At 68.8% G+C, this 13661-nt stretch carries 6 protein-coding genes; 5 read left to right on the top strand and 1 reads right to left on the bottom strand.

The genetic code is table 11. The features are described 5' to 3' along the window. The first annotated feature begins 88 nt into the window (after window positions 1-88). Both recQ and yaaA read left to right on the top strand, forming a co-directional pair. Window positions 89-2137 carry a DNA helicase RecQ gene (gene recQ, locus H7828_RS06370; RefSeq protein WP_226780166.1) on the top strand — a complete coding sequence of 683 codons (2049 nt, stop codon included), beginning with the start codon at window positions 89-91 and terminating at the stop codon, window positions 2135-2137. A 49-nt stretch (window positions 2138-2186) separates the two neighbouring features. Next, window positions 2187-2960: a peroxide stress protein YaaA gene (gene yaaA / locus H7828_RS06365; RefSeq protein ID WP_226780373.1), complete on the top strand. Its 774-nt coding sequence runs from the start codon at window positions 2187-2189 to the stop codon at window positions 2958-2960. Here yaaA and H7828_RS06360 read toward each other — a convergent pair. Next, on the bottom strand, window positions 2945-5407 hold the full coding sequence (locus H7828_RS06360; protein ID WP_226780165.1) for a PAS-domain containing protein: 2463 nt from the start codon (window positions 5405-5407) through the stop codon (window positions 2945-2947). The two genes, yaaA and H7828_RS06360, sit on opposite strands and share 16 nt — an antisense overlap. Before the next feature lie 152 nt (window positions 5408-5559). On the opposite strand from H7828_RS06360, the gene H7828_RS06355 reads away from it, so the two are divergent. Genes H7828_RS06355 through pbpC form a run of 3 tightly spaced genes read left to right on the top strand, consistent with a single transcriptional unit; the run spans window position 5560 to window position 13569 of the window. Next, window positions 5560-10992 carry an alpha-2-macroglobulin family protein gene (locus H7828_RS06355; RefSeq protein ID WP_226780164.1) on the top strand — a complete coding sequence of 1811 codons (5433 nt, stop codon included), beginning with the start codon at window positions 5560-5562 and terminating at the stop codon, window positions 10990-10992. After that, complete coding sequence (locus H7828_RS06350) at window positions 10989-11549, top strand: putative glycolipid-binding domain-containing protein (protein ID WP_226780163.1); 561 nt, start codon at window positions 10989-10991, stop codon at window positions 11547-11549. Before H7828_RS06355 ends, H7828_RS06350 begins: the two co-directional genes overlap by 4 nt. Further along, window positions 11539-13569 carry a penicillin-binding protein 1C gene (pbpC, locus tag H7828_RS06345; protein ID WP_226780162.1) on the top strand — a complete coding sequence of 677 codons (2031 nt, stop codon included), beginning with the start codon at window positions 11539-11541 and terminating at the stop codon, window positions 13567-13569. Before H7828_RS06350 ends, pbpC begins: the two co-directional genes overlap by 11 nt. Window positions 13570-13661: the final 92 nt, after the last annotated feature.

Raw genomic sequence — 13661 nt, 5'->3', positions numbered from 1 at the left:
AAGATGGGGGCGATGGCGCCTTGTTTACGGATTCTTCATGTGAGATTCTCAAGTCTGACAAACGGTTGAGCAGGACAAAGCGCATTTCATGACCCAGGCCAGCGACCTTCTGTCGTCCGTTTTCGGATTTTCCGCCTTCCGCCCCGGACAGGCCGAAATCGTGAACGCCGTGCGGGCCGGGGAAAACACCCTGGCGATCATGCCCACGGGTGGCGGAAAATCCCTGTGCTTTCAGTTGCCCGCCCTCTGCCGCGAGGGGGTGACCGTGGTGATTTCCCCGCTGATCGCGCTGATGCGCGACCAGGTGCGCGCATTGCGCGAGGCCGGGGTGGTGGCCGGTGCCCTGACCAGCGGCAACACCGAGGAAGAGACGGACGACGTCTTCGCGGCCCTGAACGACGGCAGCATGAAGCTGCTTTACATGGCGCCCGAGCGGCTGGCCTCGGGCGGGACGGAGCGGTTGCTGCGCCAGGCCGGGGTGACGATGATCGCCGTGGACGAGGCGCATTGCGTGTCGCAGTGGGGGCATGATTTCCGCCCCGATTATCTGCGCATCGGGGCCCTGCGCCAGGCGCTGGACGTGCCCCTGGCCGCCTTCACCGCCACCGCCGACGAGGAAACCCGCGCCGAGATCGTGCAGCGGCTGTTCGACGGGGTGGCGCCACGGCTGTTCATGGGCGGGTTCGACCGGCCCAACATCCACCTGGCCTTTGCGCCCAAGAACGGCCCGCGCAAGCAGATCCTGAGCTATGCCGACGCCCGGCGCGGGCAATCGGGGATCGTCTATTGTTCGTCCCGCGCCAAGACGGCCGACCTGGCCGCCGCCCTGAGGGCCGAGCGGCATTCGGCCTGCCATTACCACGGCGCCATGGACCCCGACGAACGCCGCGAGGTGGAGCGGCGGTTCAGCCAGGAAGACGGGCTGATCGTCTGTGCCACCGTCGCCTTCGGCATGGGCGTGGACAAGCCCGACATCCGCTGGGTGGCCCATGCCGACCTGCCCAAGAGCATCGAGAGCTATTACCAGGAGATCGGCCGCGCCGGGCGTGACGGGGCACCTGCCGAGACGCTGACGCTCTATGGCCCTGACGACATCCGCCTGCGCCGCACCCAGATCGACGAGGGACTGGCCCCCAGCGAACGCAAGGGCGCCGATCACGGGCGACTGAACGCGCTTCTAGGCCTGGCCGAGGCGCTGGGGTGCCGCCGTCAGCGCCTGCTGGCCTATTTCGGCGAGGACAGCGCCCCCTGCGGCAATTGCGATCTCTGCGACAAGGCCCCCGAGATCTTCGACGGCACCACCGCCGTGCGCATGGGTCTTTCGGCGATCCTGCGCACCGAGGAATATTTCGGCGCCGGCCATTTGATCGACATCCTGCTGGGCAACCGCACCGACAAGGTGGCGGCGCGCGGGCATGACAAGCTGCCCACCTTCGGCGTCGGCACGAAGTATTCCAAGGGGCAGTGGCAGGCGATCTTCCGCCAGATGATGGGCCGCGACCTGGTGCGCCCCGATCCCGAACGCCACGGGGCCCTGCGCATGACCGAAGGCGCCCGCCCGATCCTGCGTGGCGAGGCGACGATCGAGCTGCGCCGCGACGTGATCAAGGCGGCGCAATCCGCACGCTCGGCCGTCAAGGCCATGGTGAGCGAGGAGGACGCGCCGCTGCTTTCGGCACTGAAGGCGAAACGCCGCGCCCTGGCCGAGGCCCAGCGCGTGCCCGCCTTCGTGATCTTCGCCGACCGCACCCTGGTGGAGATGGCCGAGCGGCGCCCCACCAGCCTGGACCAGATGGCCGGGATCACCGGCGTGGGCGCCAAGAAGCTGGAACGCTACGGCGCGACATTCCTCGAGGTGATCACCGGCGAGGCCGCCGCCCCCATGCATCCGGCCCGTCGCAAGCTGGCCGGGCGCGACGCCGGCGCGCTGTTCGATGCCCTGCAAGAGGCGCAACTGGGCCTGGCCCGCGGCCCCGACGGGATCGACAAGCCGCTGAGCTGCACCACCAGCACCCTGCGCTGGATCGCCGAACGGCGCCCCGATTCCCTGGATGCCTTGGAACATGCCCCCGGAATGGACGCCCAGAGGGCCGCCCGTTTCGGCCCCGCCTTCCTGGAACTGCTGCAAAGCGCTTGAGCCTGCGCGCCTGGCTGCTATCTGGACGGTCAACAGACGGGGGATGCAGATGCTTGTGGTGATTTCGCCGGCCAAACGGCTGAACTGGGATGTGGAGCGCGGGGCGGTCAGCACACCGGACTTCCACGCCGAGGCAAACCGCCTGGCCGGTCATGCGCGCCAGTTGACGCTGGCGCAGCTGAAGGGGCTGATGGGGCTCTCCGATGACCTGGCCCGCCTGAACCGTGACAGGTTCCGCGCCTTCGAACCAGAGCCGACCGAAGACAACAGCAAGCCCGCGGCGCTGGCCTTTGCGGGGGATACCTACATGGGGCTGGACGCCGCCAGCCTTGATCCCGAGGACATGGAATGGGCGCGCGATCACCTGCGCATCCTGTCGGGGCTTTACGGTGTCCTGCGCCCGCGCGATGCCATCCAGGCCTATCGGCTGGAGATGGGCAGCCGCCTGAAAACCAGGCGCGGCCAGACGCTCTATGATTTCTGGGGCGATACCATTGCCAGGGCGCTGAATGCCCAGGCCGCCGAGACGGGCAGCGACAGCCTGGTGAACTGTGCCAGCCAGGAATATTTCGGCGCCGTCGATCTGAAACGCCTGACGCCCCGGGTCGTCACGCCGCAGTTCATGGAGCTGAAGGACGGCAAGGCGAAGATCGTGAGCTTTTTCGCCAAGAAGGCCCGGGGCGCCATGGCGCGCTACATCGTGCAGAACCGCCTGACCGACCCGCAGGACATCCTAGGGTTCGATACCGGCGGCTATGCCCATGCCCTGGAGATGTCCGAGCCGGACCGCCCGGTGTTCCTGCGCGACTATCCCGCAACCTGAAGCCCGGCCCGCACCGCCGCGACGTGATCCAGCAGGCTGGCGCGGTTCAGCGGTTTCGACAGGTGGTGGTCGATGCCGGCGGCGGCGATTTCGGCCTTGTCGCTGGACATGGCATGGGCGGTCATCGCCACGATCGGGGTGCGGGGCAGGTGGTTCTCGGCCTCGAAGGCGCGGATCAGGCGCGCGGCCTCGCGTCCGTCCATGCCGGGCATCGAGATATCCATGAACACCAGGTCGGGCGGGCCGCTGCGAAAGGCCGCCACCGCCTCGGCGCCATTGTCGACCAGGGTCAGGTCGATCTGTGCATCCTTCAGCATCTTGCGCAGGACAAGCTGGTTGGTCTTGTTGTCCTCGGCCGCAAGCACCCTGAGCATCGCCCCCCCGGGCGGGGGCGGCATCGCGGGCCCGGGGGCGGTCAGGCCATTCAGGGTGGCGAGGATCGCATTGCGCGACAGCGGCCGAGACAGGACCCGGTCGAAGCCTTCGGCCTGTCCGCCCCGCACCGGTTTCGACGTGACCAGGATCAGCGCCAAGGGGCGCGGGCCGTCGATGGCGGGGGGCGCTGTTTCCCGGCCCTCGGCCAGAACGAAGACCGCATCGCCCGCGCCAAGGCCCGACAGCCCCGCATCCCGTTCGTCGCAGGCCAGCCCCAGCGCAGAGAGTTGCGCCGCCAGACCCGCGCGGGCATCCCCCGGGGGGGCGACGATCACGGCGCGGGTGACATGGCCACCGATGCTGCCCGCCCCCCCGGGCAGTTCGGCCGGGGGCAAGGGCAGCGTCACGGTGAAACGGCTGCCCTCACCCATGCGCGAGGTGACGGTGATCGCGCCGCCCATCTGTTCGGCCAGTTGGCGGCTGATGGCCAGGCCCAGGCCGGTGCCGTCATAGCGGCGGTTGCGGTCATCCTCGACCTGGTTGAATTCACCGAAGACATGATCAAGCTTGTCCTCGGGGATGCCGATGCCCGTATCCGCGACCGTGATCCGCACCACCCCGTCATCCCCCGGGCCGACGCGCACATCGACGCGGCCGGCTTCGGTGAACTTCAGGGCATTGCCGACAAGGTTGGTCAGGATCTGCCGGATGCGCCCCGGATCGCCCCGCACCACCGGCGGCTGGTCGGGGGCAAAGACGACACCCATGGCGATATCGCGATCCACCACCGAAGGCTGCAACAGGCGCACCACCTCGTGGACGCAATCCTCAAGGTCGAAGGGCCGGGGCGCCAGCGGCATCTTGCGCGCCTCGAGGCGTGAAAAATCGAGGATGTCGTTCAGGATGGCCAGCAAGGCCTCGCCCGAGGATCTGATGGTGCTGACGCACAGCGCCTGTTCCGCGGTCAGCGCGCTGGATTGCAGCAGGTCCGCCATGCCCACGACCCCGTTCATGGGCGTGCGGATCTCGTGGCTCATGTTGGCAAGGAAGGCCGATTTCGCGCGGCTGGCCGCCTCGGCGCGTTCACGTTCGGCCTCAAGCGCGGCCTGCTGCGACTTGATTTCCGAGATATCGACGCGCAGGCCCACCCGGCCCCCGTCGGGCGTGGCCTTTTCCAGGATGCGAAGCCACCTGCCCCCCGCCAGCGGCTGTTCCAGCACCCGGTTGGCCAGGCGGTGTTCGCTCAGACGTTCCTCCAGCCATTGCTCCTCGCGGCCCAGGGCCTCGGTGAACTGGCCGTTCTTCAGGCCGCAGTGGAGGATCTCTTCGAAGGTGGCGCCGGGCACCATCGCCTCGGCGCTTTCGGGATAGATTTCGCGGTAGCGCTGGTTGCACATCACCAGCCTGTCGTCCTGGTCGAACAGGACGAAACCATCGGGAATCGCCTCGACCGCGGCCCACATGCGCAACTGGTCGGTCTGGTTCACGCCCAGGGTCACCTTGCCGCCGTCGGGCGTGCGGCGATCGACCAGCTTCACGAACTGGCCATTCCACAGGCGCAGCACCACCGAGGGCGGATCGGGCGCCTCCCACCGATCGATCATCGCCTGTACCCAGCGGTCGGGCGGGCCCTGTGGATCAATGATGCCTTCGTCGGCCATGATGCGCACGATTTCGGCATAGGTGATACCGGGGCGCACGGATTCCAGCCCGTCAAAGACCGTCAGATACGACCGATTGGCCACAACCAGGCGCTGATCGGCATCGAAAAGGGCAAAGCCGTCGCGCACCGATTGCAGCGCCGACCACAACCGCCCCTCGGCCAGTTCAGCCGCCGAATGGGCGCGCGCCAGGTCATCACGGGTCTGGGCGTATTCGTCACGCAGGCTTTCGGTCTGGTTCTGGATCGTCGCGACCTCGTCACGCTTGGCGATCACCTGGTTTGACAGCAGGCGTGCGTGTTCGGCCAGCTTGCGGTTGGCGGCCTTCAATTCGCCCTGGCGCATCTCCAGCAGGCGCTCGGCGGCAAGACGGGCCCGGCGTTCGTTGGCCAGAAGCGAAGCGAGATCCATCTTTCCCATCCCTGGATGCGTTTTGCATTGCCGTTTCCCCGACCATGGGCGATTCATGTAAACATCGCCTTAAAGTCGAACGGCAGCGAATCCTTGTCTGCCGCGTCTGCCCCGTGGCAGCATGAGATGTCGCATTCCAAAGAGGTTTTGCCATGACCCGCCTGTTTTCCCTGATTCTTGCTGGCCTCATGGCCGCGCTGCCCGCGCTGGCAGATCCCGCCATCCCCGAGCGGCGCCTGTCGGTCAGCCAGGACACCGATTTCTTCGGCGGCGATCTGCAATCCATCTTCGACACCACCTACCAGGTCTGCCGCACGGCCTGCCTGACCGACAATCAATGCCGCGCCTTCACCTTCAACAGCCGCTCGAACGCCTGTTTCACCAAGTCTTCGGTGACTGACCGCCTACCCTACCAGGGCGCCTTTTCCGCCGAGGTGACGGGCCAGCCCCCCGAAGCGCTGGCTCTGTCGCAACAGCGCCGTGACGAACTGGCGTTTCTCGATCCGCGCGATTTTTCCGATGCCATGGCCGAAGCCGTCGCCCTGCCCGGCCGCCACGCCAACACCGGGCTGACGGCTGTCGAACTGCTGCAATCGGCCCGCGATGCCCGCGCCAATGGCAGCACCCTGAACGCCCTGCGCTATACCGGCATGGCCCTTGGCCTGACCGATGCCGCCGATCTCTGGACCGAATATGCCCGCCTGTCGCTGAACATCGAAACCAGCGATTCCCGCCAGCGCCGCACCTATCGCGAAGCCGCGCTGAACGCCGCGATCAACGGGTATCTGCGCGCCGATACGGTGCCGGTGCGGGTGGCCGCCCTGTCGGTAATGGCCGACGCGCTTGAACGCAACGACCGGGGCCGCGACATGATTCCCGCCCTGCGCCTGGCGCAAAGCCTGGCCCCGCGTGACGACCTGGCCGCGAAGCTGGACGATGCCATCGGCAAGTTCGGCTTCCGCATCGCCGACCACCAGGTCGAAAGCGACCTGGCCAGCCCGCGCATCTGCGCCGAGTTCAACGAACCCCTGGTGCAGGCCGGCGTCGATTACGCCACCTTCGTTCAGACCGAGGTTACTGGGCTTGCGGTGCAGGCCGAAGACTCGCGCCTATGCCTTGAAGGGGTCGAACATGGCACCCGTTACCGCGTCACCTTCCGCGAGGGGCTGCCCGCCGCCTCGGGCGAGGAACTGGCAAAATCGGTGACGCTGAACCTCTATGTGCGTGACAGATCGCCGGTGGCGCGGCTCTCAGGGCGTGGCTACATCCTGCCCGCCGGGGGCGACGTGGCCCTGCCCATCGTCACCGTCAACCTGTCCGAAGTCGATCTGAAGCTGTTCCGCGTGTCGGACCGCAACCTGATCCGCGCGATCCAGGACCGGATGTTCGGCCAGCCGGTGCCCGACTACCGCCAGGATGAATTCGCCACCGAGGTCAGCCAGCTGGTCTGGGAAGGCACGGGCGAGGTCAGCCGCGAACTGAACCGCGACATGACCACCCGCCTGCCCCTGGGCGAGGTCGCGGGCGATCTGACCACCGGCGTCTATGCGCTTCAGGCCATGATCCCCGGGGCCGACACCTATGAAAACCCGCCCGCCACCCAGTGGTTTGTCGTTTCCGACCTGGGGCTGACCACGCTGGCGGGCAACGACGGGCTGCATGCCTTCGTGCGCGCGCTGTCCAGCGCCGATCCGGTTGCGGGGGCAAAGCTCACGCTGCTGTCGCGGGCCAATGCCGTGCTGGGCACCGCCACGGCGGACGCCTCCGGGCACGCCCTTTTCGCCGCCGGGCTGACCCGTGGCACCGGCGGCGCGGCCCCGGCCCTGCTGCTGGTCGAGAACGGCAGCGACGACATGGCCTTCCTGCCCCTCACCGACCCCGAGTTCGACCTGTCGGATCGCGGTGTAGAGGGGCGCGCCCCCGCCGGGCCGATGGATGTCTTCCTGACCACCGACCGGGGCGCCTATCGCGCCGGTGATACCGTGGTCGCCACCACCCTGCTGCGAGACAGTGCCGCAAAGGCCATCGACGGCGTGCCGCTGACCGCGATCCTCTATCGCCCCGATGGCGTGGAGTATTCGCGGACGCTTTCGGCCGATGGCCAGGCGGGCGGTCACATGTTCCGCCTGCCCACGGGGGGCGACGTGGCGCGCGGCACCTGGCGGCTGGACATCCACGCCGACCCCAAGGCCGAGGCATTGGCCAGCCAGCCTGTCCTGATCGAGGATTTCCTGCCCGAACGTATCGACGCCGACCTGACGTTGCCCGAAGGCCCGCTGTCTCTGTCGGCCCGCACGACCCTGACCATTGACGCGCGCTATCTGTTTGGCACCCCCGGTGCGGGGCTTGCGGTCGAGGCGAATCTGCGCGTCAGCCCGTCCGACACGCTGGAGGGTTTCCCCGGCTACAGCTTCGGGCGCCACGACGCGCCCCGGCAAAGCGAAACCCGCTATCTCGACAGCACGACCACCGATGCCGATGGCCGCGCCGTCCTGCCGCTGGTGCTGCCCGAGGTCGAACCCACCGGTCGCCCGCTTGAGGCGCGGATCACCGCGCAAATCAAGGAAGGTTCGGGCCGGCCCATCGAGCGCAGCATCACCCGCGCCATCGCCCCCACCGGCGCGATGATCGGCATCAAGCCCGCCTTCGACGGCACCCTGCCCGAGAACACCGAGGCGCGTTTCAGCCTGGTCGCCGCCAATGCCACCCAGGCGATGCCGGCCCGCTGGACCATCAACCGCGTCGAACGCCAGTACCAGTGGTATTCGCTGAACGGCCGGTGGGAGTGGGAGCCGATCACCCGCCGCACCCGGATCGCCAGCGGCGATGTGACACTGGGCAGCGAACCGGTCAGTGTTGCCGCACCGGTCGAATGGGGCAGCTACGAGATCACGGTTGAACGGCTGGGCGGTGAATATGCCGCCAGTTCGGTCGAATTCTACGCCGGGTGGTACACCGCCGCCTCGGCCGTCGATACGCCCGACACGCTTGAGGTGTCGCTGGACAAGGCCGCCTACGATGTGGGCGACACCGCCACCCTGCGCCTTGTCCCGCGCTATGCCGGCAAGGCCCTTGTCACGGTCATGTCGGACCGCCTGATCGACATGGTCGCGGTTGAGGTTTCCGAGGGTGAGAACACCGTGCAGATCCCCGTGACCGAGGATTGGGGCCCGGGCGCCTATGTGGCGGCCACCGTGTTGCGCCCCGGCGGCGATGCGAACAGCGAAACCGCCCCGGCGCGCGCCTTGGGCCTGTCCTATGCCCCGGTCGATCCGGGTGCGGCACAGTTGCAGGCCAGCTTCGACGTCCCCGCCGAGGCCCAGCCGCGCCAGCCCTTCGAGGTTGCGCTGAGGGTCGAGGGCATCGCACCGGGCGAAACCGCCTGGGCCAGCATTGCCGCCATCGACGTGGGCATCCTGAACCTTACCGGTTTCGAATCCCCTGATCCGTCGGAGTACTATTTCGGCCAGCGCAAGCTGGGCGTGGCGATCCGCGACATGTACGGTCGCCTGATCGACGGCAATTCCGGCGCCATGGGCCGGGTGCGGTCGGGCGGTGATGCGGCGGGCGGCATGCGGATGCAATCGCCCCCCCCGACCGAAGACCTACTGGCCTTCGTCAGCGGCCCGGTTCAGGTGGGCCAGGACGGTGTGGCCCGCGCCACCTTCGACCTGCCCGCCTTCAACGGCACGGTGCGCCTGATGGCCGTCGTCTGGTCCAACAGTGGTGTGGGACAGGCCGAACAGGACGTGCTGGTGCGTGATCCGGTCGTGGTCACCGCCACCCTGCCCCGGTTCCTGGCCCCCGGAGACAGCTCGCGCATGTTGCTTGAGGTGGTCCATGCCACCGGGCCCACGGGGCTTGCCGCGCTCAGCGTCGGTGGTGCCGGCGTCACGCTGGACACCGGCGCCCTGCCGGCACAGTTCCCGCTGGCCGAGGGAGAGAAACAGGTCTTCAGCGTGCCAGTCACCGCAGGAGAGGTGGGCGATTACACAATCGACCTGTCCCTCACCACGCCCGACGGCAAGCAACTGACCAAGCAACTGACCCTGCCGGTGCGCCTGAACGATCCCGAAACCCACCGCACCAGCCGGTTTTCGCTGGCGGCGGGGGATACCTTCACCTTCGATTCCGATGTCTTCGCGGGCCTGCGCCCCGGCACCGGCACCGCAACCCTCACCGCCGGGCCGCTGGCGCGGTTCAACACCCCCGGCCTTCTCGAAGCGCTGGATCGCTACCCCTATGGCTGCACCGAACAGACCACCAGCCGCGCCCTGCCGCTGCTCTATCTCGACGATGTGGCCCGCGCCATGGGCCTTGGCACGCGCGACAAGCTGCGCGAAAGGATCGAACAGGCAGTGACCCGGGTGCTGGACAACCAGGCGCCGGGGGGCAGCTTTGGCATGTGGCGCCCGGATTCGGGTGATTTCTGGCTGGATGCCTATGTCACCGACTTCCTGTCACGGGCCCGCGCCCAGGGCATCGCCGTGCCCGACATCGCCTTCCGCCAGGCGCTCGACAATCTGCGCAACCGGGTGAACTATGCCCCCGATTTCGACGAGGGCGGCGAAGACATCGCCTATGCGCTGCACGTCCTGGCCCGCGAGGGCGCGGCGAACATCGGCGATCTGCGCTATTACGCCGACGTGAAGGCCGACGACCTGGCAACCCCCCTGGCCGTGGCGCAACTGGGCGCGGCCCTGGCCAGCTATGGCGACCCGACCCGCGCCGATGCCCTGTTCCTGCAGGCGGGGCGGATGCTGACCCAGCCGGTGAACGACCCGCGCAGTTGGCGGGCCGATTACGGCACCCGCCTGCGCGACAACGCCGCCGTCCTGACCCTTGCGGTGGAATCCGGCAGCACCGCGCTGAACCGCGACCTGATGATCGACGCCATCGCCCCCCTGCAAGGCGGCCCCGAGCGTTCGACACAAGAGGCGGTCTGGTCGCTGCTGGCCGCCAACGCGCTGCTGGGCGACACCACGGGCGGCGCGCTGACGGTGAACGGCACGGTGCCCGACGGCCCGCTGATCCGCGTGCTTGAAGCCCAGACCGCGGGCGAACCGGTGCTGATCGCCAACACCGGCAGCGCCGAGGCCACCGTCACCCTCACCACCTTCGGCATCCCCGAGGTGCCCGAGCCCAAGGGCGGCGAAGGCTATGCCATCGAACGCACCTATTTCACCCTTGAGGGAAGCCCGGCAGACCCGGCGAATGTGCCGGTGGGCACCCGCCTTGTCACCGTGCTGACGGTGCAGCCCTTCGCCGAAACCAGCGCCCGCCTGATGGTGAACGATCCGCTGCCTGCCGGCTTCGAGATCGACAACCCCAACCTCGTCCGCTCGGGCGACGTCGGGTCCTTCGACTGGCTGGATACGGTGGAAGAGGTCGAGAACAGCGAATTCCGCACCGACCGCTTCCTGACGGCGATCAACTGGCAATCCGACCGCGCCTTCCGGCTGGCCTATGTGGTGCGGGCCATTTCGCCGGGCACCTTCCATCACCCCGCCGCCAGCGTCGAGGACATGTACCGCCCCCGTTTCCGCGCCCGCACCGAAACCGGGCAAGTGACGGTGACCCAGTGAAGGGCCAGGTCCTGGCCACCGCAAACTGGCGTCGTCTCGATGGCCAGGGCGACGACAAGTGCCGCCTGGTGGCCGAGCCCGAGGGTTACATGCTGATCGGTCACGCCCGCTTCGTGCAGGCGGGGGTAAACGCGGCGCTGGACTATGTGGTGCGCTGCGACCGGCATTGGCACACCACCGGCGCCGATGTCACCGGCACCTTCGGCGCCTCGGCCCTGGGCTGGCGGTTCCAGCGCAACGGCGCCTGGACGGTGAACGGCACAGCGGTGCCCGGCACCGACGATTGCATCGACATCGACCTGGGCTTCACCCCGGCCACCAACCTGCTGCCGCTGCGGCGGTTGGAGGCCACGCTGGATCAGCCACAGGCGGTGACGGCGCTCTGGCTCTCCTGGCCCGCCGGACGGGTGCAGCCCCTGTCGCAACGCTATCACCGGATCGACGCCCAGACCCTGCGCTATGGGGCGCCGGGGTTCGACGCCGATCTGGTCGCCCATCCCTCGGGCTTTGTCACCCACTATCCCACCGGCTGGGATGGCACGGTCGATGCGCCCTGAACGCTGGCTTCTGGCGCTGGCCCTGGTGCTGGCGCTGGTGGGCTATTCCCGCGACCGGTTCGATGACTGGATCGACGCCACCGCCCTGCCGACCCTGGCCATCGAAACCGGCACCGAGATCCGCGACCGCAACGGCGATCTGCTGCGCGCCTATACCGTGGCCGACGGGCGCTGGCGGCTGCGCCTCGGGCTTGATGCCGTCGATCCCAGCTTTACCCGGATGCTGCTGGCCTACGAGGACAAGAGGTTCTTCACCCACCACGGCGTCGATCCCCGCGCGGTTCTGCGCGCCGCGGCCACAAGCATCGCACGCGGGCGGCTGACCTCGGGCGCCTCGACGCTGACCATGCAGGTGGCCCGCCTGCTGGAAGACGGCCCGACCGGCGAAATCGCGGGCAAGCTGCGCCAGGTGCGCCTGGCCCTCGCGCTGGAACGCCGGCTGAGCAAGGACGAGATCCTGACGCTCTACCTGAACCGCGCGCCCTATGGCGGCAATGTCGAGGGGCTGCGCGCCGCCGCGCTGACCTGGTTCGGCAAGGAACCGGCCCGCCTGACCCCGGCGCAGGCCGCGCTGCTGGTGGCGCTGCCGCAGTCGCCCGAAACCCGCCGCCCCGACCGCCACCCCGAAACCGCCCGCGCCGCCCGCGACCGGGTGCTGGCGCGGATGCAGGCCGCCGGGGTGATCGGCGCCGAAACCGCCCGCACCGCCCGGCGCGAACAGGTGCCCGGCGCGCGCCGCCCCTTTCCGGCCCTGGCGCCGCACCTCTCGGACCGTCTTGTTGGCGCGGGGGGCGGCGTTCGGATGACAACCCTGCACCGCCCCACCCAGATCGCGATCGAGGATCTGGCCCGCCAGGCGGTGCGTGCCCGGGGCGAAAGGATGTCAATCGCCATCATCGTCGCCGACCACCGCAGCGGCGAAATCCTTGCCCATGTCGGCTCGGCCCGCTATGACAACGACCCGCGGCAGGGTTTCGTGGACATGACCCAGGCCCTGCGCTCGCCCGGCTCGACCCTGAAACCGCTGGTCTATGGCCTGGCCTTCGACCAGGGGCTGGCCCATCCCGAAACCCTGATCGACGATGTGCCGATGACCTTCGGCACCTATGCCCCGCAAAACTTCGACGGCTACTTTCGCGGCACGCTTCCCCTGCGCGAGGCGCTGCAGCTGTCGCTGAACCTGCCGGTGGTGCAACTGACCGAGGCGATCGGCCCCGCCCGCCTTCTCTCGGACATGCGGCGCAGCGGGATGCAGGCCGAACTGCCGGGCAAACCCGGGCTGGCCCTGGCGCTGGGGGGCGTCGGCGTCACCCTTGAGGGCATGGTGCAACTCTATGCCATGATCGCGGGGGGCGGGGTCGGCCTTCGGCTTCACGCCACCGCCGATGATACCCCGCCGGGCGCGCGCATCCTCTCGCCCGAGGCCGCCTGGCACCTGGGCGACATCCTGTCGGGCCTGGCCCCGCCCCCCGGCGCACCGAAGGGGGGCATCGCCTACAAGACAGGCACATCCTACGGCTACCGCGATGCCTGGGCGCTGGGATGGGACGGACAGCATGTGATCGGCGTCTGGATGGGCCGCCCCGACGGCACACCCGTGCCCGGCGCCTTCGGGGGCGATGTCGCCGCGCCGGTGCTGTTCCAGGCTTTCGGCCGCCTGCCGGGCCGTCGGGTGCCGCTGCCCGCACCGCCCCCCGCAACGCTGATGGTGGGCACCGCCGATCTGCCCGCCCCCCTGCGCCACTTCAAAAGCCGGGCCGCCGCCTTCGCCCCCGACCCCGACGCGCCGCTGATCGCCTTCCCGCCCGACGGCGCGCGCCTGGCGCTGAACGGCGCACCGCTGGTGGTGAAACTGCGCGAGGGCCGCCCCCCCTTCACGATCCTCGCCGATGGCCGCCCGGTGGTGCGCCGCCTCGATCAACGCGAGGCCTGGATCGACCGGCCCGGCGCGGGCTTCGTCACCCTTTCGGTGATCGACGGCGCCGGCCGCTCGGCCCGCAGCAGCGTGCGGCTGGACTGACCCGCGCCCTCTCTTTCTTGCACGAAATACTCCCGCCGGAGGCACATCGCGGCCCGCGCAGCGACAATGGAAAGGCGCCCCGCCAAGGGGCG

Source organism: Oceaniglobus trochenteri (assembly GCF_020529025.1).
Lineage (GTDB): Bacteria > Pseudomonadota > Alphaproteobacteria > Rhodobacterales > Rhodobacteraceae > Oceaniglobus > Oceaniglobus trochenteri.
The sequence above is the reverse complement of the archived record's forward strand: the minus strand, read 5'-3'. Positions and strand labels throughout refer to the sequence as shown.

Coding starts and splice junctions, on each gene's coding strand:
- recQ (WP_226780166.1), top strand. CDS start 89: ATGACCCAGGCCAGCGACCTTCTGTCGTCCGTTTTCGGATTTTCCGCC.
- yaaA (WP_226780373.1), top strand. CDS start 2,187: ATGCTTGTGGTGATTTCGCCGGCCAAACGGCTGAACTGGGATGTGGAG.
- H7828_RS06360 (WP_226780165.1), bottom strand. CDS start 5,407: ATGGATCTCGCTTCGCTTCTGGCCAACGAACGCCGGGCCCGTCTTGCC.
- H7828_RS06355 (WP_226780164.1), top strand. CDS start 5,560: ATGACCCGCCTGTTTTCCCTGATTCTTGCTGGCCTCATGGCCGCGCTG.
- pbpC (WP_226780162.1), top strand. CDS start 11,539: ATGCGCCCTGAACGCTGGCTTCTGGCGCTGGCCCTGGTGCTGGCGCTG.